Raw genomic sequence first — 21,825 nt, forward strand, 5'->3', positions numbered from 1 at the left:
GCGAGCGGTCAGCTGCTGGGCATGCTCGGCAGCTTCGGCATGTCCGGGATCTTCACGCTGCCATCGGTCGACTTGGTGTACTTCTCGGTGGGCCCGTTCTTCCAGGAGACCGTCAGGGTCTTGCCGTCCGAGCTGGGCTTGAGGGCGCCCATGGTGCGGGTCTTGTCATCGCCCTTGGTGCACTTCAGGGCGGCCATCGTCATCCCGCCCATCTCCTGGATCTTGCCCACACAGGCCGTCTTGTGCCCCTCGGCGAACACGACGGTGCCCTGCGTGATGCCGAGCACCAGCGGACTGTCGGCCGATCCGGCCTTCCAGGCCCCCTCGAACGCCTTGCCGTCCGCGGGCTTGTCACCCCCGCCCGGAGTCGACGGCCCACTCTCCGGCGCCTTGCTCGGCGCGCTGTCGCTGCCCTTGTCGCCGCTGCTCCCGCAGCCACTGAGCAACATCGCGGCAATCGCGGCCGCCCCGGCGATCTGCGCTGCCTTGCGCACGTACGTCTCCTCCGTTGTGGGACAGGGAGGGGCGAGGGTAGCAGCCGGGGGTGGGGCGGGGGCGGCTGCGTGGGGCTGGTGGTGGGGGGGCCTTCCCCCCCCGGCCCCCGCCCCACCCCCCACCCCCCTCCGCCTCGGTCGTCAGCCTGCACAGGCCAGACTCCGGACGTCCGTTGCGCGCGCATCGGCCTGGCGAGTGGGCCCCTCGCCTACGTCGGCCCGGCATACGTCGCCGTCATGCCCTCCGCCTCGCCTGCTGTGCCCCACGGCCGCCGACCTCTCGCCCGCCGCAACCTTGGACGTTCAGACCTGACCCATTGCCCCGCGGCCTCTCCGCCCCTGTCACCCGGGCCGTGGCACCCGCGGACTGCAGTCTTCGCAGCCGGGCCCCTCCCACCGCGGCCCGCGGACGGCGACCTCTGCGCCCCGGATTTCTCACCACCGGCCGCTCTCGGCCTCCTTCCCCTCTACGTCCCACCTCCCGAATTCGAAGCTGCGGTCTTGTCCATCTGGACGGCGTGGTAGGCCGCGTGGGCGGTCCACTCCTGCTTGGCGAGGCGTTTGAGGTCGCGGCGTTGGGCGCGGAAGGAGCCGCCGGGCAGGAGTTTGGTGTCCAGGTCGGTGGCGGAGGCATAGGCGGCCAGGAGGCGGCTGCGGTGGTCGGGGAGATGGGCGTCGATCGCGGACCGGAAGCGGGCGCGGGCCGGGCCGGTCAGGTCGACCGGGCCCGCCGGGAACCGGTCGTACGGGAAGAGGCCCAGGGCGCGCCGGGCCTCTCGGTGCACCGCGCCCCGCTCTTCCAGGCGGCGCAGACACAGCCCATGCACCGGCCGGGCGGCCGTGCGTACCCAGCGGTGGGCCTTGACGCTGCTGCCACGGTTCTTGCCCGGGTCGGGCAGCGCGGTGAGGGCGCCGTTCAGCACCGCATCGTCCATCGGCAGCGGATTGATCACCACGACCCGGTCCCCGCGCTCGACGGCGATCCGCCCGGCCGCCTCCAGGTCGGCCAGCGCCGCCCCCGCCAGGCCGTACGTCAGGTACTTGAGGTTGCTCATGGGCCGGCCACGGACCGGGTCCAGGGCGAGCAACAGCAGTTCTTCGGGGAGGGTGAGGGCGGGCGCACCGGTCCCCTGCGGGTCTGTCATGTGCCGTCCCGGGGTGCCGTGGTGGTCGCCTCGGAGCCCGCGCCTGCCCCCGCCGCAGCCGGGACCGTGCCCAGCTCGGGCGCGGGCAGGACGCGTCCGGTGACCTCGCCCAGGCCGATCCGGGTGCCCTCGGGGCCGGGGGCCCAGGCGGCGAGGGTGACCTCGTCGCCGTCCTGGAGGTAGGGGCCCTTGCCCTGCGTGATTTCGAGGAGACAGCCGAGCTGGTCGGGCTCTGGCCCCGACACGGTGCCGGAAGCGAACAGATCACCGGTGCGCAGCGAGGCGCCGTTGACCGTCATATGGGCGAGCTGTTGGGCGGCCGTCCAGTACATCGCGGAGAACGGCGGGTTGGAGAGGTGCTCGCCGTTGACGGTCACCTCGATGCGGATGTCGAAGCCGCCCGGCTCCATGGCCGAGTCGTCGAGATAGGGGAGGAGCGGGAAGTCCCGGGCGGGCGGTGGCGTACGGGCCTCGTCGAAGGCGTCGAGCGGAGTGATCCAGGCGGAGACGGAGGTCGCGAAGGACTTGCCGAGGAAGGGGCCGAGCGGCAGATACTCCCAGGCCTGGATGTCGCGCGCGGACCAGTCGTTGACGAGGCAGACGCCGAAGACATGGTCGCGGAAGGCGCCCAGCCCCACTGGTTCGGTGTGGGCGGAGGGGGCGCCGACGATGAAGCCGACCTCGGCCTCGATGTCGAGGCGGCCGGACGGCCCGAAGGTCGGTTCGGCGTCCGTTGGGACCTTGCGCTGGCCATTGGGGCGTACGACCGGGGTGCCGGTGACGACAACGGTGCCGGACCGGCCGTGGTAACCGATCGGCAGATGCTTCCAGTTGGGGGGCAGTGCCGCACCGTCGGGGCGGAAGATCCGGCCGACGTTGGTGGCGTGGTGCTCGCTGGAGTAGAAGTCGACGTAGTCGGCGACCTCGAAGGGGAGGTGCAGGGTCACCTCGTCGAGGGGGTGGAAGAGCGGCGTCAGGGCGGGGCGGTGCTCGGTGGCCGTTACGGCGGTGCGGACGGCCGCGCGTACCTCTTGCCAGACGGTGCGGCCGGCGGCCAGCAGAGGGTTGAGGGTCGGCGCGGCGAGCAGCGCGGCATGCGGCGGCCGAACGACGGGGGGCAGGGCGCTCGGCAGCGCGCTCAGGTCCAGGACGTGACGGCCGTAGCGGACGCCGAGTCGGCGCCGGTCGGGCGCGGCGGCCGTGCTGAAGACGCCGTAGGGGAGGTTGTGCGGGCCGAAGGGATCGCCTTCTGCCAGGTCGAACGGGCTCTGCTCGGGCATGGACAGCTCCTCGCTTCGTCATCGCCGGGTGGGCGGCCGGCCGGCCTGGCATCGGATGGCCGGGCCGGTCGGTCGGCGGGCCGCCCGGTCCATGGCCGGTCGGTCCGAAGATCAGAGTACGGCGGGGTGCAATGCGGCGGGGGAGCCTGTGGATAACCTCCGGCCCGGCCGCTGGAACGGGGGCAAGTCGATCGGGAAGTCGATCCGCAATCCAGTCTGCATATCGATCCGCAAAACGATCGCGAATCGGCTCAAGAGCCGGCCCCTGAGCCTGTTTCCTGAACCCGCTGCAGCAACCGCCTCGCCCACCTCGGTGTTTCAGCTGTAGGAACTGTCTCTCAGCCACGCCGGGGGCATGCATGGGAACCGCCGCACCCAACCGTTCGCCCATCTCCAGGAATCGCCCCGCCTTGCGGTCATCCCGCCGTCCGCGGAAGCCTCCGGTGCCACGTCCGCCGGAAGACCTCCTGTTCGCCGTCGTGGCACACGATCTCGTTCATGATGCGGAAATCGCCCTCGTCCGCGGTGATTTCGGAGGTGGTCGCGATCCGTGTGCCCCACCCGATGGCCGGGCGGCGCCCCCGGACCGATCAGGTGGAGCGGGTGTGAGCGCTGGTCGGGTCGTGCCGCGGATGCGTACGACCCCAGGGCGTCCTCGGTGAATTTCAGGCCGTCCGGAGGCGGTAGGGCAGGTATTCGAGCACGGCGGGTGCGGGCTAGGTGCCGCAGGGGCGCCAGATCCGGGCGTACAGCCTCGTGACGTCCGGCAGGGGGATCCGTGCGTTCTCGCGGCAGGTCTGGTGGGGGAAGTCGGTGCGGATGTGCATGAGGGGGTCGCGGAAGTGGCAGGACGGGGGCGCGTCGGAGGAACGCGGGTGAGTGGACGGGGTGCGCGGTGCGGCGCAGCCACGGTCCGGCGGCGAGCACCACCAGGCCGCCGTCGACGGCTGTCGCGCCGTTGAGAGCGCCGGCGCGAGAAGGCCGGCCACCCGGCGGCCGTCGTCCAGTCGCCGCTGCGCCCGTGGTGGCCGGGACCATTGCCAGGAACGACAGCGCCCAGGAGCACGCCGTACGCGATCTTGTGCGAGGCAGATGGCTGACGATGGCCCAACGTGACCCGGACGGAGGCGACAACCGGTGCGAGCCCACGCCGTCCCACTGGGTGCCGGACCGGGCCGAGCGTCCTACCGAGAGTGACGATCATCGGGGACGCGCTCGGCATGAGCAGGCGCCCGTACGGGCGATGAATCAGCCGCAGGCCGACCCAGGTCATGGCCCCGGCGGGCACTGCCATGGAGTAGTGGCCGCAGGCGATGAGGCTGCCGCGCCCCACAGGGCCGCGCGGCAGCCGGAGATCCGCTCCCACGTCCTCAGGGAGAAGAGGGTGAGCAGGCCGCGAGGATGGCCGAAGAACCTATGGTCCTCGCGAGTATGCGGTTGTGCGGTCACGGCTGTGGCTCCAGGGGCCTTCGGGAATTCGCCTGCCTCTGCTGTCCCTTCCTTCTCGGTGCAAACCCGCACCAAAGGAGGATCTGGAACATATCGGCCGATGGGTCGGTGTGCTGGCCGGGTGGTTCGAGGGGCGGGCGCTCACGGTGATCGAACTGCGACCGGATACGCTGGCCAGTGGTGGAGACAGCGACAGATCGACATTCCGTTTGATCGTCAGCAGACAGGAGTACCCCTCGTGACCGTCGTCGGGCCTTTTGGGCTGAGCGTGCGGGACCAGGCTCTTGAGGCCGATGTCCAGGCCGGGTTGGCCGGTGTCGAGGAGGGCCTGCTGGAGGCCACCAAGAGCGGCGTGCCGTTCATCACCGAGGCCGCGCAGCATCTGGTGCGCGCCGGAGGCAAGCGGTTCCGTCCGCTGCTGGTGATGCTGGCCGCGCAGTTCGGCGACCCGTACACCCCCGGCGTGGTGCCCTCGGCGGTCGTCGTGGAGCTCACGCATCTGGCGACGCTCTATCACGACGACGTGATGGACGAGGCCGATGTGCGCCGCGGCGTGGCCAGCGCCAATGCCCGCTGGGGCAACTCCGTTGCCGTACTGACCGGCGACTTTCTCTTCGCCCGCGCCTCGCACATCCTGGCCGACCTCGGGCCCGAGGCGGTCCGGATCCAGGCCGAGGCATTCGAACGCCTGGTGACCGGCCAGATCCTGGAGACCGCCGGACCGCGCGACGGCCAGGAGCCCGTCGACCACTACCTGGACGTTCTCGCGGGCAAGACCGGCTCGCTGGTCGCCGTCGCATGCCGCTTCGGCGCCATGATGTCGGGCGCCGAGGAGTCGGTGGTGAACATCCTCACCCAGTACGGCGAGCGGCTGGGCACCGCCTTCCAGCTGGCGGACGACGTCCTGGACATCGCCAGCGACTCCCATGAGTCCGGCAAGACTCCGGGCACGGACCTGCGCGAGGGCATCCCGACGCTGCCCGTACTGCATCTGCGGGCGCAGGCCGAGAGCGAATCCGGTACGGCCGAGGACCGCGCGCTGTGCGAGCTGCTGGCCGGCGACCTCACCGACGACGCCCGGCACGCCGAGGCGCTGGCCGGACTGCGCGCCCACCCGGCGCTGGAGCAGGCCCGCCGCGACACCGTGCGCTACGCCGAGCAGGCCCGCGAGATGCTGGCGCCGCTGCCGTCCTGTCCGGCCAAGGAGGCGCTGGAAGGGCTGTGCGACGCGGTGGTGCACCGCGCCGGCTGAGTCCGGGCAAAGGCCCCGGCCGGGCGGGCGGCAGGGCGGTCCGGGCGGCGTGGATGGTTCGGGGACGTTCCGGGCCGGCACCCACCCCTCGGTATGACGCTCCGTGATCCGTAGCCGTCCCCTAGGGAATGATCAGCCTCACGTTGTACGTGATCCGCCGTGTGGTGGCCCGGCGTCATCCCTCAGCAGTACGACGAGTTGCACCCGCGGGCTGACGCCATGTCGGCGGCGATTTGGTGGGATGGGAAGCACCACAACACGGCGGACGGGCCACAATGAGCCCGAGGGGTGGACGAGTGCATCGCGCGGAAACCGCCGTACACGACGGAGGTAGGGCACATGCCACGGAACGAACCGACAGAGGGCACCGACGGATGGGACGGGGGGCACTCACCGAAGCGCCATAAGGCGGCGCGGTATGCCGTACCGGTCACGGTGGCAGCGGTGGCGGCGGCCACGATCGGGCTGGTCCCGGCATTCGCCGGCTCCGGATCTCCCGACCTGCCGAAGATCTCGGCGCAGGACCTGATAGCGAAAATCGCCAAGTCCGATGTCCAGCAGCTGTCCGGCACGGTCCGGGTCACCACGGACCTCGGCCTGCCGTCCCTTCCGGGCGGCGGCAGCGCCGGAGCCTTCGGCGACGAGGGCCCGGACGAGGGCGCGAAGGGCAAGGACGAGGCGTCCGCGTCCCCGCAGAACAAGCTGATGGAGCTGGCGTCCGGTGCGCACACGCTGCGCGTCGCCGCCGACGGCCCCGACAAGCAGCGGGTGTCCATCATCGACAAGGCCGCCGAATACAGCATCATCCACAACGGCGACCAGGTCTGGGCGTACGACAGCGGCAGCAACACCGCCGTACACAGCACGGCGGACGGGCACGGCAAGGCCGGCCAGCGGCACCACCAGCCCAAGGACCTGCCCAAGGACCTGCCCAAGGACCTGCCCAAGGACCTGCCCAAGGGCCTGAAGAACGCCACGCCGCAGGACCTTGCCAAGGAGGTCCTGAAGGCGGCGGGCGACACCACCTCGGTCACGGTCGACGGCACGGCGCGGGTCGCCGGGCGGGACGCCTACCAGCTCCTCGTCAAGCCCAAGCAGTCCGCCTCGACGGTCGGCTCCATCCGGATAGCGGTGGACGCCGCCAACGGCGTCCCGCTGAAGTTCACCCTGACGCCCAAGAGCGGTGGCGCGGCCGCGGTCGACGTCGGCTACACCAACGTCGACTTCGCCAAGCCCGCCGCGAGCTCCTTCGCCTTCACGCCCCCCAAGGGCGCAAAGGTCGTCGACGCCGACAAGGAGCGCGCGAAGGCCGAGCGCCGGCACGGCAAGGACGTCAAGGACCGTAAGGGCCTGGAGGACTTCAAGGACCGCGGCGGGCTGAACGTCATCGGCAAGGGCTGGACGTCCATCGCCACGATCAAGAGCTCCGGCTCCGGCCTGCCCGCCGGCAAGGACCAGGGCGCCGCCGGCGACGCGGGCGCATTCCTGGACAGCATCGGCGAGAAGGTGACCGGATCCTTCGGCACCGGCCGGGTCTTCAGCACCCGCCTGGTCAATGCCCTGATCACCGACAACGGCACGGTCTACGTCGGTGCCGTCGACAAGCAGGCCCTGATCGGCGCGGCCAACGCCGCCAAGTAACGGGCCACTGGAGCAATCGAGGGTTCGCCGCGCCTCCCGTCCGGGGGCGCGGCGCAGCCCTTACGCCATACGTCACGCCACACGCCACGCCGTACGTACGCCATGAGTTGGGGGAGCCGATGCCACCGCCACCCGCCGCGGGTTCCGAGCACCCGGTCCCGCCCGACGGGGACCAAGTGATCGAGACCCATGGGCTGACCAAGGCGTACCGCGGCGGCCAGCTCGCCGTCGACGGCCTCGACCTCGCCGTACCGCGCGGCAGCGTCTTCGGCTTCCTCGGCCCCAACGGCTCCGGCAAGACCACCACCATCCGCATGCTGATGGGCCTGATCGAACCGACCGCCGGCAGCGCGCGGGTCCTGGGCGCACCGATGCCCGGCGCGAGCCGACAGGTGCTGCCCAGGGTCGGCACCCTGATCGAGGGTCCGGCGCTCTACGGCTTCCTCAGCGGCCGCGACAATCTGCTGCGCTTCGACGCGGCCGACCCGACCGCCGATCCCCGCACCCGTGCCGAGCGGGTCGGGAGTGCGCTGGAGCGGGTCGGGCTGGCCGCCGCGGCCGGCAAGAAGGCGCGCGCCTACTCCCTCGGTATGAAGCAGCGCCTCGGGCTGGCCTCGGCACTGCTCCAGCCCCGTGAGCTGCTGGTGCTCGACGAGCCGACCAATGGCCTCGACCCGCAGGGCATGCGGGAGATCCGTGCCCTGGTCCGCGAGCTGGCGGCGGACGGCACCACGGTCTTCCTCTCCTCGCACCTCCTCGACGAGATCGAGCAGGTCTGCACCCATGCCGCGGTGATGGCCCGCGGCCGCCTGATCACCCAGGGCACGGTCGCCGACCTCTCCGCCACGGTCCTCGACTCGCACGGCCGCGGCAGGCTGACGGTGACGACACCGGACGGCGCGGATGCCGCGCGCGTCCTGAAGGAGCGGGGCGTCACCGACCTCCAGGTCACCGACGACCGGGTGACCGGTGAACTGCCCGCGGCAGCCGCGCCCGACGGCCAGGAGCCGTGGGAACTCGCGGATCTCAACGCCGCGCTCGTCCAGGCCGGCATACGTGTCCGCGGCTTCGGCACCGAACGTGCCTCGCTGGAGGACGTCTTTGTGCATCTGACCGGGGAGGGCTTCGATGTCGCAGGCTGAAACGGTGCTCCGCCGCCCCCGGCCGCTGTGGTCGCTGGGCCTGCTGCGCAGCGAGATCAATACGACGTTCCGGCGCTGGCGCACCCTCGCGCTGCTGGCGGTGCTCGCAGGCGTACCGGTCCTGGTCGGCATCGCCGTGAAGATCGAGACCGGCGACGGCGGATCGGCGGGCGGCGGCGGTGGCGAGCACGGCCCGGCGTTCATCTCCCAGGTCACCAACAACGGCGTTTTCCTGGTCTTCGCCTCGCTCGCCGTGACGCTGCCCTTCTTCCTCCCGATGGCCATCGGCGTGATCGCAGGTGACTCCCTCGCGGGGGAGGCCGGCGCCGGGACGCTGCGCTATCTCCTCGTCGCCCCCGCGGGCCGTACGCGCCTGCTGTTCGTCAAATACGCCACGACCGTCACGTTCTGCCTGGCGGCGACCCTGGTCGTGGCGGCCTCGGCCCTGGTGACCGGAGCTCTGCTCTTCCCGCTGGGCGACCTCACCCTGCTCTCCGGCACCTCCATATCCCTCGGTGAGGGGCTGCTGCGCGCGCTGGCCATCGCGTGCGTGGTGGCGCTCTCCCTCGTCGGAGTGGCCGCCGTCGGCCTGTTCATATCGACGCTCACCAGCAGCGGTATCGCGGCCATGGCGACCACCGTCGGCCTGCTGATCACCGTGCAGATCCTGGACACCATCCCGCAGCTGCACGCCATCCAGCCGTATCTCTTCCCGCACTACTGGCTGTCCTTCGCGGACCTGCTGCGCGACCCCGTCTACTGGGACCAGCTGCAGAAGAACCTGGGCCTGCAGGCCCTGTACACGGTCGTGTTCGGCTCGGCGGCGTGGGCGCGGTTCACGACGCGCGACGTCACGGCGTGATGCGGGGGCTCGGGTCGGCGGTGGCCGGCTCCGTCCGGGCCGTCAGGTTGTCCGTCCCGGCCAGCGCGGCCTCCGCCGCGGCGTTGGCCGCGCGTGCGCCCGCGGTGGCCAGCGCGATGCGTGAGCGCCGTGCCGTGCGCAGTGCGTCCCAGGTCAGCACGCACAGGGCCAGCCAGACCAGAGCGAAACCGGCCCAGCGCTCGGGCGGCATCTCCTCGTGGAAGACCGCCAGGCCCAGCACGAACTGAAACGTCGGCGCCAGGTACTGCATCATCCCGATCGTCACCAGCGGCAGTCGCATCGCCGACGCGCCGAAGCAGATCAGCGGCACCGCGGTCGCGATCCCGCAGCCCGCGAGCAGCAGCGCCTGGCCCAGGCCGCCGGTGGTGAAGGCGGACTCGCCGCGCGCGCCGAGGAAGACCAGAAAGCCCAGCGCGGGCAGCAGCTGCAGGGCCGTCTCGGCGCTGAAGCCCTCGATGCCGTCGAGCTTGATGCCCTTCTTGACCAGGCCGTACGTCGCGAAGGAGAAGGCCAGCCCGAGCGCGATCCAGGGCATGTTGCCGTAGGCGACGGTCATCACGACAACGGCGAGGGCGCCGACACCCACCGCGGCCCACTGAAGCGGACGCAGCCGCTCACGCAGCACCAGAACGCCGAAAGCGATGCTGACCAGCGGGTTGATGAAATAGCCGAGCGAGGCTTCGAGAACGTGCCCGGAGTTGACGGCCCAGATGTAGAGAAACCAGTTCACCGAGATGACCGCGGCGCAGAGCAGGATCAGCCCGAGCCGCTTGGGCTGCCGCAGTAGCGGGGGTATCCACGCCCAGCGGCGCAGCACGGCCAGGATGACGACGGCGACGGGCAGCGACCACGCCATGCGGTGGGCCAGGATCTCGGACGGCGAGGCGGCGTCCAGCAGATGCCAGTAGAGGGGCAGCAGGCCCCACATGGTGTACGCGGCGAGTCCGAAGGCGAGCCCTGTGCGCTGATCGGTTCGAGGCTGCAAGTGGCCCTCCCGGTGATGCTGCGTCGACTCAGTGAAGGTAACGCCGTACGGCCCCCCCTGTCATGCCCGTTTCGGCATACGGTCATGACAGGGGCAGCTCCTGGAGGGCGTCGGCGATCGCCTCGGCGAGGGGGGTGGTCGGGCGGCCGAGGAGACGGGCCAGGTCACCGGGGGTGGCGGCCGGCTCGCCACGGGCGATCGCGGCATCCGCGTCGGCCACCATCTGTGCGCCCAGCGCCGGTACGCCCGCCTCGACCTCCCCCAAGCTCTCGGCTGCGCTCGAGCAGGGGGGGACCCCCAGCGCCACGTACTGCTCCGGCGGCAGCTCGCGGTAAGGGATCTTCCGGCCGGTCTGCCGGGAGACCTCGGCCGCGTACTCGGCCATCGTCCATGCGGTGTCGCCGCTCAGCTCGTACACGGAGTTCTCGTGGCCGGTGCCGGTAAGGACGATGGCGGCCGCCTCTGCGTAGTCCCGGCGTGCGGCGGTGGCCACGCGGCCGGCGCCCGCGCTGCCGACCACCGCGCCGGTGCTCAGTGTCGTGGCGAGTACCCCGGTGTAGTTCTCGTGGTACCAGCCGTTGCGCAGCAGGCAGTACGGCACCCTGGACGCCAGCAGCGCCTGCTCGGTGGCGATGTGCTCCTCGGCGATGGAGAAGGTGGCGGCGGGCCCGCCGAGCACGCTGGTGTACGCGAGCAGCGTGACGCCCGCCTCCCGCGCGGCGTCGATGACCGCCCGGTGCTGGTCGACGCGCTGCCCGGCCTCGTTCCCGGAGATGAGCAGCACGCGGTCGCCGGCCGCGAAGACACCCTCAAGGGTCTCGGGCTTGCTGTAGTCCGCGATCCGTACCTCGACGCCGCGCGCCGCGAGGTCCGCCGTCCTGGCCCGGTCACGCGCGACCGCGATGATCTCGCCCGGCGCGATCCGCTTCCACAGCGCCTCGATGACGAGCCGGCCGAGCGCTCCGGTGGCGCCGGTGACGACGATGCTCATACCTGCCCCTTGCTCAGGGAAAGCCGCCAGCATGGCACCCCCTCGCCCCGCGCAGAAGAGACGCGCAGGGGCCGGTCCGACGGGCGGCGAGGAGCGGCAGGAACGACAAACGGATGCCCGTGCGGGAACGCTGTGAAGCGCTCCCGCACGGGCACCCGTAGAGGCACCACCCGGGGTGTCGGGTCAGCCGACGACGGTCCAGGTGTCGTTGCCGGTCAGCAGGGAGGCGAGGTCGCCCTTGCCCTTCTGCTCGATGGCGGCGTCGAGCTGGTCGCTCATCGCGGTGTCGTACACCGGCCGGTCGACGCTGCGCAGCACACCGATCGGGGTGCGGTAGAGCGTGTCGGGGTCGGCGAGCCGGGAGAGGGCGAAGGCCGTGGTGGGCGACGGGTTGTGCGCGTCGTGCACCAGCACGGCGTCCGTGCCCTCCGCCTCCACGTCGATGACCTTGAGGTCGCCGGTGGCCGGGTCGCGGGCCACGCCCCTGGAGCCCAGGCCGTCGGCGGCCGGGGCGCCGAAGCGGATCGGCTGCCCGTGCTCCAGGCGGATGACGGCCTCCTGGGCCGTCTCCTTGTCCTTGAGGGCCTCGAAGGCGCCGTCGTTGAAGATGTTGCAGTTCTGATAGATCTCCACCAGCGCCGTGCCCGGGTGGGCGGCGGCCTCCCGCAGCACCGACGTCAGGTGCTTGCGGTCGGAGTCGATGGTGCGGGCCACAAAGGACGCCTCGGCGCCGATCGCCAACGAGACCGGGTTGAAGGGCGCGTCCAGCGAGCCCATCGGAGTCGACTTGGTGATCTTGCCGACCTCGGAGGTGGGGCTGTACTGGCCCTTGGTCAGGCCGTAGATCCGGTTGTTGAACAGCAGGATCTTGAGGTTGACGTTACGCCGCAGGGCGTGGATGAGGTGATTGCCGCCGATGGACAGCGCATCCCCGTCACCGGTGACGACCCACACCGACAGGTCGCGCCGCGAGGAAGCCAGGCCCGTGGCGATGGCCGGGGCGCGGCCGTGGATGGAGTGCATCCCGTAGGTGTTCATGTAGTACGGGAAGCGGGAGGAACAGCCGATGCCGGAGACGAAGACGATGTTTTCCTTCGCCAGGCCGAGCTCGGGCATAAAGCCCTGCACGGCGGCGAGGACGGCGTAGTCACCGCAGCCGGGGCACCAGCGCACTTCCTGGTCGGACTTGAAGTCCTTCATGGACTGCTTGGCCTCGGCCTTGGGCACCAGGGAGAGCGCCTCGATCTGTGCGGGCTTCTCCTCCGAGATCGTCTCAGTCATTGATGGCCTCCTTAAAGACCTCCGCGAGCTGCTCGGCCTTGAACGGCATTCCGCTGACCTGGGTGTGCGAGCGCGCGTCCACGAGGTACTTGGCGCGCAGCAGGGTGCTGAGCTGTCCGAGGTTCATCTCCGGCACGATCACGTTGTCGTAACGCCGGAGGACCTCGCCGAGATTCCTCGGGAAGGGGTTGAGATGGCGCAGATGCGCCTGGGCGATGTGCTCCCCTGCGCCCCTTACGCGCCGTACCGCCGCGGTGATGGGCCCGTACGTCGAACCCCAGCCCACGACGAGGGTGTTGGCCTCGCCGGACGGGTCGTCGACCTCGAGGTCGGGGACCTCGATGCCGTCGATCTTCGCCTGGCGGGTGCGCACCATGAAGTCGTGGTTGGCGGGGTCGTAGGAGATGTTGCCCGTGCCGTCCTGCTTCTCGATGCCGCCGATACGGTGCTCCAGCCCCGGCGTGCCCGGAACGGCCCAGGGGCGCGCCAGGGTCTGCTCATCGCGCTTGTAGGGCCAGAACACCTCGGTGCCGTCCGCCAGCTCGTGGTTGAAGCCGGAGGCGAACTGGACGCGCAGGTCGGGGAGTTCTTCGACGTCGGGGATCTTCCAGGGCTCGGAGCCGTTGGCCAGATAGCCGTCGGAGAGCAGGAAGACGGGGGTGCGGTAGGTCAGCGCGATACGGGCCGCGTCCAGCGCCGCGTCGAAGCAGTCGGCGGGCGTCTTGGGTGCCACGATCGGCACCGGCGCCTCGCCGTTGCGCCCGTACATCGCCTGCAGCAGGTCGGCCTGCTCGGTCTTGGTGGGCAGGCCCGTCGAGGGGCCGCCGCGCTGGATGTCCACGATCAGCAGCGGGAGCTCGAGGCTCACCGCCAGGCCGATGGTCTCCGACTTCAGCGCCACACCGGGACCCGATGTCGTCGTCACCGCGAGCGACCCGCCGAACGCCGCGCCCAGCGCCGCGCCGATACCGGCGATCTCGTCCTCCGCCTGGAACGTCCGCACACCGAAGTTCTTGTGCTTGGACAGCTCGTGCAGGATGTCGGAGGCCGGGGTGATGGGGTACGAGCCCAGGTAGAGCGGGAGATCCGCCTGCCGGCCCGCCGCGACCAGCCCGTAGGAGAGCGCGAGGTTGCCGGAGATGTTGCGGTAGGTGCCGGTCGGGAAGGCCTTGGTGGCCGGGGCGACCTCGTACGACGTCGCGAAGTCCTCGGTGGTCTCGCCGAAGTTCCAGCCCGCCCGGAAGGCCGTGACATTTGCCTCCGCGATAACCGGCTTCTTCGCGAACTTCGACCGCAGGAACTTCTCGGTGCCCTCCGTCGGCCGGTGGTACATCCACGACAGCAGACCCAGCGCGAACATGTTCTTGCTGCGCTCGGCCTCCTTGCGGGAGAGCCCGAACTCCTTGAGCGCCTCGATCGTCAGCGTCGTCAGCGGCACCGGGTGGACGCTGTACGCCTCCAGCGAGCCGTCCTCCAGCGGGCTGGTCGCATAGCCGACCTTGGCCATCGGGCGCTTGGTGAACTCGTCGGTGTTGACGATGATCTCCGCGCCCCGCGGCACATCCCCGATGTTCGCCTTCAGGGCCGCCGGGTTCATCGCCACCAGGACGTTCGGGGCGTCACCGGGGGTGAGGATGTCGTGGTCCGCGAAGTGCAGCTGGAAGCTGGAGACGCCCGGCAGCGTGCCGGCAGGGGCCCGGATCTCGGCGGGGAAGTTCGGCAGCGTCGACAGGTCGTTACCGAACGACGCCGTCTCGGAGGTGAACCGGTCGCCGGTGAGCTGCATACCGTCACCGGAGTCACCCGCGAACCGGATGATCACCCGGTCCAGGCGCTGGACTTCCTTGCCTCCGCCGCCGTCACCGGGCGTGCGCTGTTCACCGACAAGCGCACCGTCGGTCTTCTCGGCTGGGCTACTGACCTGGCTGGTCACTGCTTCGGACCTCCCTCGAGGGGTGCGGCGTCCCCGCCTGGGGCAGGGCTCGGGACGTGTCGTACCGACCGGTTGTCCCATATCCATCGTACGTGGGTAAGGGTCGCCTTCCCTGAGTCGATCACATGGTGGACGTCAAGATGAGACGCCGCAACGGCATGGTTTGTCATGAAATCACCGCCCCCGTTACCTCTTCTTCGTGGCACTCCGGACTTCGTCCAATAGTTCTAGGTCCAAGGTCCTGGGCCCTGGGTGGCGCCTCTCCGGCCTGCGCATCTGACAGGTTGTCAAGCGCTCAGGAGTTGAGGTAGGTGAGCACCGCGAGTACCCGGCGGTGATCCCCGTCACTCTGGGCCAGGCCCAGCTTCAGAAAGATGTTGCTGACGTGCTTCTCCACCGCACCGTCGCTGACCACCAGCTGCCGGGCGATCGCGGAATTCGTCCGGCCCTCGGCCATCAGCCCCAGCACCTCCCGCTCCCTCGGCGTCAGATTGGCCAGGACGTCCTGCTTACGGCTGCGGCCGAGCAGCTGCGCCACCACCTCCGGATCCAGCGCCGTGCCGCCCCCGGCGACCCGGACCACGGCGTCGACGAACTCCCGCACCTCGGCCACGCGGTCCTTGAGCAGATAGCCCACGCCCCGGCTGGAGGCGGCCAGCAGCTCCGTCGCGTACTGCTCCTCGACGTACTGCGACAGCACCAGAACGCCCAGGTCAGGGTGGTCCCGGCGGAGCCGGACCGCGGCCCGCACGCCCTCGTCGGTGTGCGTCGGCGGCATCCGTACGTCCGCCACCACTACATCCGGCAGCGCTCCCTCGGCCGCCAGCTCCGCGATCGCCTTGATCAGCGCCTCGGCGTCCCCCACGCCCGCCACGACGTCGTGCCCACGGTCGGTGAGCAACCGTGTCAGGCCCTCCCGCAGCAGCACCGAATCCTCGGCGATGACGACCCGCACCCTGTCCTCCACGGCTCAGCTTCCCCCCGTACCTCGTACAACCACGCCTGGCGGTCCCAGCATTCCAGCATCCGGGGTGCGGTGCGGCGGGAGCCGCGGATTCGGCGCCGTGCGTGCCTTACCGGGGGGTGCGGGGCAAGCGGGAGGCGGGGGCGGGCGGTGAGACGCGTGCGGGCCGCGAGACGGGGGCGAGCTGCGGTCGGGGCCGGACCCCCGTCCCGGCCCCGGCCGTCGGCTACCGGCCGGCTACTGGCTCCGCCACGGCAGCTCGGCGGATATGGACGTCGGGCCCCCGTCCGGGGAATCCACCACCAGCAGCCCGTCCACGGAGTCCAGCCGCTCCGCCAGGCCCGCCAGACCCTCGCCCGCGTCGGTGGTCGCGCCGCCCCGGCCGTTGTCCGTCACCTGCAGCATGATCCGTTCCGCCGAATGCCAGACATCGACCGCGGCGCTGGTGGCCCGCGCGTGCCGGGAGACGTTCTGCAGCAGCTCGGAGACGGTGAAGTACGCGATGCCCTCGATCGCCGCGGCGGGCCGGCGGTCCAGATCGACGGTCACCGTGACCGGTACCGTGCAGCGCGCGGCCAGCGCCGACAGGGCCGGGCCGAGCCCGCGGTCGGTCAGGATCGCCGGGTGGATACCGCGGGCCAGATCTCGCAGCTCCTGCAGCGCGATCTTCACCTCGCCGTGCGCCTCGTCCACCATTCGTACGGCGGCGTCCGGGTCCTTTGCCAGCTTCTCCTTGGCCAGGCCCAGCTCCATGGCGAGCGAGACCAGCCGGGCCTGCGCACCGTTGTGCAGGTCGCGCTCGATGCGCCGCAGATCGGCCGCCGCGGTGTCGACCACCACCCCGCGGTCCGACTCCAGCTCAGAGACCCGGCCGGCGAGGGAGGACGGGCCCAGCAGACCCAGGACCATCACGCGGTCCACCTGCGTCAGCCCACGGATCAGCCACGGCCCGGCCAGCACCAGCAGCAGACCGACGGCGCTGATGACCCCTGTCTCCAGCGGAGTGTCGAGGTAGAAGCCGTTGCCGTCGCCGTCGCCCCACATCTGGATGCCGGGCTGACCGAGGTACGTGGGGAACGTCCACCGCCACAGCGGATAGGCCAGCAGGCCCCAGCCGACGGCCCAGAAGGTCGTCGAGAAGACGAAGGAGAACAGTGCCCAGGGGAAGTGGAAGAAGGAGTAGAGGAGGTGCCGCCAGGACACCCCGCTCTTCAGTACGGCCCCGGTCCAGCCCATCAGGCCCGGCTTGGAAGGGCGGACCGGCTCCGGCTCGGCCACGTTCAGCCCCAGCAGGGCACGGGCCCGGGCGCGCTCCAGAACGCCCAGCGCACGGCCGCCGGCCAGCCCGCCGGCCAGCACCGGGATGCCCAGAAACGTGATCAGCAGGCCGGCGCTCAGCGAGATCACCGCTATCGCGTAGCTGAACATCACGGCCGAGAGGGGGAGGCTGAGGAAGAGATAGAGGAACTCGCGCCAGGTGCGCCCGGAGAACGGGGCGCGCAGTCCCACGGGCACGTGGGAGCCGCGGGTCTGCGGTGCGTATGCGGTATCCATCGACTCGTCGTCCGTCCGTTCTGCCGTATGCGGTGCGGTGGGTGCGCCGGCTCATTCCGGCTCTTGCTCCGGCCGTTCCCGGCTCTTTTCCGCTACGACAAGCGTCCGCGTCCGCCGCCGCCCGCACCATGAGGTTCAGCGCACTCTTCCCCTGGGGTTTTCCCCACCACCGGACCTGAGGATGAGCGCACCCCGCCGAGGCCGCGCCCCCTCAGCCCTTCGCCGTACGCGCCCGCCACGGCAGCTCCGCCGTCACCCGTGTCGGCCCGCCGGCCGGCGAATCCAGCACGAACAGCCCGTCCACCGACCCCAGCCGCTCCGCCAGCCCGGCCATCCCGCTGCCGCCGTCCAGCCGCGCCCCGCCCCGCCCGTCGTCCTCCACCTGGATCAGCAGCCGGTCCTTGACCCGCCACACCTCGACGGATGCCTTTCGCGCCGCGCTGTGCTTGGAGACGTTCTGCAGCAGCTCGGAGACGGTGAAGTAGACGATCCCCTCGATGGCGGGCGCGGGCCGCTCGGCCAGGTCCACGGAGGTCGTGGCCGGCACCGTGCAGCGCCCGGCCAGAGAGGCCAGCGCCGGCCCCAGCCCCCGGTCCGTCAGGATCGCCGGATGGATGCCCCGGGCCAGATCCCGCAGCTCCTGCAGCGCCAGCTTCACCTCGCCGTGCGCCTCGTCCACCATCGCCGCCACGCTCTCGTCGGCCCGGCCCTCCAGCAGCTTCTCCTTCGCCAGTCCCAGCCCCATGGCGAGCGCCACCAGCCGGGCCTGCGCACCGTCGTGCAGATCCCGCTCGATACGGCGCAGATCGGCCGCCGCGGTGTCGGTGACCGCAATCCGGTCCGCCTCCAGCTCGATGATCCGCCGCTCCAACTCGTCCGAGGGCGAGAGCAGTCCGCGCACCATCGCCCGGTCCGCATTCGACAGCCAGCGCGCCAGCCACGGCAGCGCCGGCCACGCCACGAAGAGCGAGACGAGCGTGACCGAGAAGGTGAGGACCGCCCAGGGCAGCCGGATGAACGCGAACAGCGCGTGCCGCCAGGCGACCGGGTCCTTCAGGCACGTCCACAGCCAGGGCAGGAACCCCGTCTCCCGCGCCCGCAGCGGACTCGGCTCGTCCACTTCCACCCCGAGCAGGGCCCGCGCCCGCGCCCGCTCCATCCTCCCGTACCGCCGGCACGCCACCAGGCCCATCGCCAGTAGCGGCAGCCCGACCACGGTGACGGCCAGCCCTATGCCCAGCGCGAGCCAGACCACCAGCACCACGAACGCCAGGACGCCCAACGGGAAGTTGGAGAGCAGATACGCGATCTCCCGCCAGGTCCATGCGCTGAGCGGTGCCTTGGGGGGTGGGGGTGAGGTGCCGTCGAGGGTGTGGTCGGCGGCGCTGGGCAGGGAACTCTCCGTCATACGCCCCAGATTGCCCGGCTCAGGCCGTCGGTGCCATGGGGTTCGCGGGGTGGCGGGGGTGGGGTTTCCCCTACCTGCCGAAGCCGTCTTCCAGGCATCGCCGCAGGCTGGTGGCTATCTCGTTATCACCCGTGGTGGACAGGGCGCGGCGGCGGGACCGTATGGTGTGGCGGTGCAGAGCGGGAGAGGCGGGGCGATGGCGCGGGATCGTGACAGCCAGGTGCTGGAACCGGAGCCCATCGGCCACGGTCTCGCCAACGGGGCGGCCGGCCCGCTCGACATCCGTGGCTGGGGCTGGGGCGAACGGACCAGGGCCTGGACGGCGGTGACGGGGAGTGTGCTGCTCGCGGCAGTCGCCGGGATCTTTGCGGTCACCTGGTACGGCGGCAGTGCCCCCTGGCTGGGCGGCGCAGCCGTACTTGTCGCGGGCGTCGGAGCGGCGACCGGCAAGGTGGCAAACAAGGTGGCACGGCGGCCGGACCGGCACGCACCCGGTGTCGCCCTGTTGCTGCTCGGCGGCGCGCTCGGCGTGGTCGCCTCCTGGCAGGCCGTCTCCGGCAGCGCCGCCAGACTGGCCGCCGTAGGACTGACCGTCGCGGCCGTGTGCGCGCTCCTCGGGCTCTGCGCGCCACTGGGGCGCGGCGGCCTGACCGGGGCCGCCGCGCTGGCCCTCGCCGTGGGCGTCTGGGAGCTCGGCCTCGCGCTGACCACCCCCGCCCGTACGGGAGTTGCGCTCGGCTTTGTCTCCGTCCTCGTCCTCGGATACCTGCCGCGGTACGCGCTTACGGCCGCCGGGCTGAACCGGCTGGACGACCGGCGCTCCGGTGGCACGCCGGTCAGCCGGCATCAGGTGGCGGCCGCGCTGGGCGCCACCCACCGGGGACTTGCCCTGGCCACGGTGGCGACGGCGGCCTCGGCCGGTGCGGCGGGGGTGCTGGCCGTGGACACACCCGGCCTCTGGACCGTGCTTGCCGCGCTGCTGCTCTGCGTCGTCCTGCTCTCGCGGGCCCGCGCCTATCCGCTGGCGGCGGAGGTGGTCGCGCTGCTGGTGGCCGGCACCGCCGTCTGCGTGCGGCTCGTTCTGCTGTGGGCGGACGGTGGCGAACGGGCCGGTGCTCTGGCGGTGCTGGGTGTGCTGGCGGCGCTGCCGGTTGCAGTGCTGGCGGTACGGGTGCCGGAGCTGCTGCGGGTAGGGCTGCGACGGTGGCTGGATCGGGTCGAGTCGGTTGCCGTGATAGCGCTGATCCCGGTGGCCCTGGGGGCCTTCGGGGTCTACAGCCTGCTGCTGGGTGCATCCTGACCCGGATGGCTGCGGAGGGAAGATGTCAGGGGAAGCGAGTGCCGGTGCCGGAGCGCATACGAGCGCGGGAGCGGAACCGGGCCGACCGGGCCAGGCGTTGAGTGAACAAGAGGGGGTGTGGGTTCGGTGAGTGCGGATTCGGGTTCGCGTGCGGGGGGCGGGGCCGGGCCGATGCCTGCGCCGGCGGCGGAGGGCGCGGCCGTTCCGGCTGCCCCCAAGACGCCGGTGCCATCGGGAGCTCCGGCACCGGCCGCTCCGGCGCCGTCGGCGCCCGCGGCGCAACCGACCACCCCACCAGCCCCCGCCCCGACCACCTCGGCCGGCCCGGCGCCGCAGGCCCCCGGCACACCACCGTCCGCTCCGCCCGCGCCCGAGCCGGCGCCGGCTCCTGCTCCCCCGCATGCCCCCGCACCGTCGGCCCCCGCTCCCGGCCGCTACGGCCGTTCCGGGTTGCCGGCCCGCACCCCCGTCTCCGTACCGCTCCTGCCGCCCGAGCTGGCCGCCGGGCAGCCCAAGCCGCGGCGTGGCGACCCCTTGGCCCGGCGGGCCGGGAGGGCGCTGCGGCGGGTGTTCGCCTCGTCCCCGGCCGCCGAGACGGCCGCCGTCACCCAGGCCGCGTACGCCATCCAGCAGCCTGTGACCACCGGCCGGCAGATCGCCGTAACCAGCATCCGCGGCGGCGCGGGCAAGTCCACCGTCGCCGCCCTGCTGGCGCTGACCTACGCGCACTACCGCCCCGACCCGGTGCTCGCCGTCGAGGCCGATCCGGCGCTCGGCACCTTGCCGCACCGCCTCGGCGCCCGGGAGGTGCGCTGGTCGGGCAGCGATCTGGCGGAGATCGTCGATCCGGCCATGCTGATCACGGACCTGACCGGCTATCTCCTGCCGTTCGCGGGCGGCGGCTGGCTGCTGCCCGGAAGCCAGGGTTCCATCGGCACCCGGCTGGACCTCGACACCTACCGGGTCGTCATGACCTCCTTGCGCCGTCACTTCGCCGCCACCGTGGTGGACTGCGAGACGCTGCCTGCCGAGGTGGCGCGTACGGCCCTGGTGACCACGCAGGCGCGGGTACTGGTCACCCCGGCGACCCCGGAGGGCGTGGCCGCCACCCGGTCCGTACTGAACTGGGTCGGCGGGCTGCACCCCGGCCTGCTGCCGACCACGGTGGTCGTGCTCACCCACTCCTCGCCCGACGTCGGCCTCGATGTGCGCAAGGCGGCCGAGCATCTGGGCGCCGGGGGCGCGGCCATGCTCCCGTTGCCGTACGACCGTCATCTGGCGGCGGGCGGCGCCATCCGTACGGAACTGCTGGGCGAGCGGACGCGGGAGGCGGCGGCCCGGATCGCGGCCGAGGTGATGGACCGAGCCGTCGCGCGGGAGCCGGGGAGACGGCCGGCCGGGTCTCCTCAGGGGGCGCATCCGCAGCAGGTGGTCCACCCACCGGGTCAGGCGCCCGTGATCCCGCAGGGCGCCGTGCCCGCGGCACCGCACGTCACACCGGGGGCCGCGCCTGTAGCGCCTCGGCCGATGCCGCAGCCGGCTCCGGTGTACCGGCCGACCCCTATGGCGCATCCGGCCCCGGCGCCATACCCGGCCCCGGCGTCATACCCGGCCCCGGCGTCATACCCGGCCCCGGCGCCGTACCCGGCTCCGATGCCATCTCCGGCTCCGACGCCCCGGCCTGCCCCGCAGCCGATGGCGCAGACCACGCCTCGGCCTGTGCCGCAGCCTGCACCTCAGCCCGTCCCGCAGCCCACGCCCCGACAGACTCCGCAGTCCCCACAACCCACCCCTGCCACCCCACCACCCCCCGCCGATCCCACCGCCCCCGACACCCGCAGCCCCTTCGACGGCGGCCCCATACGCCGATCCGACGGCGGAGCGGACCAGTGATCGGCTGGCTGATCCACTCCGCCATCCGGACCCGGGCAGTCCGCTAGATGAGACACCTCCTGAGACAACCGCCCCCGCCGTCTACGCTGCCGGCCACCCAGGTAGGGCGAAGTGGGGACAAGCCCACCGTCCGCGACGACGCGGCTGCGGGGCGCGGTCGGGGCAGGGCCTAGACTCCGGTCCGTAAAGATTGTCGAAAGTCGTTGAACAAGCGCAGTCAGGGAGCGAGG

16 protein-coding genes are annotated in these 21,825 nt (G+C 71.6%); 6 read left to right on the top strand and 10 right to left on the bottom strand.

Features of this window, described 5'->3' with window-relative positions:
- Positions 1 to 8 precede the first annotated feature (8 nt).
- The 3 genes from AB0D04_RS09355 to fahA form a co-directional block, all read right to left on the bottom strand.
- A complete protein-coding gene (locus AB0D04_RS09355; RefSeq protein WP_362701079.1) occupies positions 9 to 494 on the bottom strand; it encodes a hypothetical protein in 486 nt (161 codons plus the stop codon).
- Between the two features lie 467 nt (positions 495 to 961).
- On the bottom strand, positions 962 to 1,639 hold the full coding sequence (locus AB0D04_RS09360) for a GPP34 family phosphoprotein (protein ID WP_362701081.1): 678 nt from the start codon (positions 1,637 to 1,639) through the stop codon (positions 962 to 964).
- Positions 1,636 to 2,919 carry a fumarylacetoacetase gene (gene fahA / locus AB0D04_RS09365; protein ID WP_362701083.1) on the bottom strand — a complete coding sequence of 428 codons (1,284 nt, stop codon included), beginning with the start codon at positions 2,917 to 2,919 and terminating at the stop codon, positions 1,636 to 1,638. Before fahA ends, AB0D04_RS09360 begins: the two co-directional genes overlap by 4 nt.
- Positions 2,920 to 4,606: 1,687 nt before the next feature.
- On the opposite strand from fahA, the gene AB0D04_RS09370 reads away from it, so the two are divergent.
- The 4 genes from AB0D04_RS09370 (at position 4,607) to AB0D04_RS09385 (ending at position 9,265) form a co-directional block, all read left to right on the top strand.
- Complete coding sequence (locus AB0D04_RS09370) at positions 4,607 to 5,620, top strand: polyprenyl synthetase family protein (protein WP_362701086.1); 1,014 nt, start codon at positions 4,607 to 4,609, stop codon at positions 5,618 to 5,620.
- Positions 5,621 to 5,959: 339 nt separating this feature from the next.
- Positions 5,960 to 7,261: a DUF2092 domain-containing protein gene (locus AB0D04_RS09375; RefSeq protein WP_362701088.1), complete on the top strand. Its 1,302-nt coding sequence runs from the start codon at positions 5,960 to 5,962 to the stop codon at positions 7,259 to 7,261.
- A gap of 119 nt (positions 7,262 to 7,380) precedes the next feature.
- Positions 7,381 to 8,403 (top strand): ABC transporter ATP-binding protein, encoded by a 1,023-nt coding sequence (locus tag AB0D04_RS09380; protein ID WP_362701091.1) that lies wholly within the window; start codon positions 7,381 to 7,383, stop codon positions 8,401 to 8,403.
- Positions 8,390 to 9,265 (top strand): ABC transporter permease, encoded by an 876-nt coding sequence (locus tag AB0D04_RS09385; protein ID WP_362701094.1) that lies wholly within the window; start codon positions 8,390 to 8,392, stop codon positions 9,263 to 9,265. Before AB0D04_RS09380 ends, AB0D04_RS09385 begins: the two co-directional genes overlap by 14 nt.
- Here AB0D04_RS09385 and rarD read toward each other — a convergent pair.
- The 7 genes from rarD to AB0D04_RS09420 all read right to left on the bottom strand — a co-directional run bounded on the left by rarD (position 9,255) and on the right by AB0D04_RS09420 (position 18,402).
- On the bottom strand, positions 9,255 to 10,271 hold the full coding sequence (gene rarD, locus AB0D04_RS09390; RefSeq protein WP_362701097.1) for an EamA family transporter RarD: 1,017 nt from the start codon (positions 10,269 to 10,271) through the stop codon (positions 9,255 to 9,257). The two genes, AB0D04_RS09385 and rarD, sit on opposite strands and share 11 nt — an antisense overlap.
- Before the next feature lie 82 nt (positions 10,272 to 10,353).
- Positions 10,354 to 11,262 (bottom strand): SDR family oxidoreductase, encoded by a 909-nt coding sequence (locus tag AB0D04_RS09395; RefSeq protein WP_362701099.1) that lies wholly within the window; start codon positions 11,260 to 11,262, stop codon positions 10,354 to 10,356.
- Between the two features lie 183 nt (positions 11,263 to 11,445).
- The gene (locus AB0D04_RS09400; protein ID WP_362701102.1) at positions 11,446 to 12,543 is read right to left on the bottom strand and encodes a 2-oxoacid:ferredoxin oxidoreductase subunit beta; all 1,098 of its coding nucleotides are present in this window, start codon (positions 12,541 to 12,543) and stop codon (positions 11,446 to 11,448) included.
- Complete coding sequence (locus AB0D04_RS09405; protein WP_362701105.1) at positions 12,536 to 14,476, bottom strand: 2-oxoacid:acceptor oxidoreductase subunit alpha; 1,941 nt, start codon at positions 14,474 to 14,476, stop codon at positions 12,536 to 12,538. Before AB0D04_RS09405 ends, AB0D04_RS09400 begins: the two co-directional genes overlap by 8 nt.
- A gap of 295 nt (positions 14,477 to 14,771) precedes the next feature.
- A complete protein-coding gene (locus tag AB0D04_RS09410) occupies positions 14,772 to 15,431 on the bottom strand; it encodes a response regulator transcription factor (RefSeq protein ID WP_362701176.1) in 660 nt (219 codons plus the stop codon).
- A 246-nt stretch (positions 15,432 to 15,677) separates the two neighbouring features.
- Positions 15,678 to 16,994 carry a sensor domain-containing protein gene (locus AB0D04_RS09415; RefSeq protein WP_362701108.1) on the bottom strand — a complete coding sequence of 439 codons (1,317 nt, stop codon included), beginning with the start codon at positions 16,992 to 16,994 and terminating at the stop codon, positions 15,678 to 15,680.
- A gap of 211 nt (positions 16,995 to 17,205) precedes the next feature.
- A complete protein-coding gene (locus tag AB0D04_RS09420; RefSeq protein ID WP_362701111.1) occupies positions 17,206 to 18,402 on the bottom strand; it encodes a sensor domain-containing protein in 1,197 nt (398 codons plus the stop codon).
- 172 nt (positions 18,403 to 18,574) lie between these two features.
- Between AB0D04_RS09420 and AB0D04_RS09425 the strand changes: the two genes are divergently transcribed.
- On the top strand, positions 18,575 to 19,702 hold the full coding sequence (locus AB0D04_RS09425; protein WP_362701114.1) for a secretion protein snm4: 1,128 nt from the start codon (positions 18,575 to 18,577) through the stop codon (positions 19,700 to 19,702).
- A 450-nt stretch (positions 19,703 to 20,152) separates the two neighbouring features.
- Positions 20,153 to 21,595: a hypothetical protein gene (locus tag AB0D04_RS09430; protein WP_362701116.1), complete on the top strand. Its 1,443-nt coding sequence runs from the start codon at positions 20,153 to 20,155 to the stop codon at positions 21,593 to 21,595.
- The last annotated feature ends 230 nt before the right edge of the window (positions 21,596 to 21,825 follow it).

Origin of the sequence: Streptomyces sp. NPDC048483 (assembly GCF_040651455.1) — a bacterium.
GTDB lineage: Bacteria > Actinomycetota > Actinomycetes > Streptomycetales > Streptomycetaceae > Streptomyces.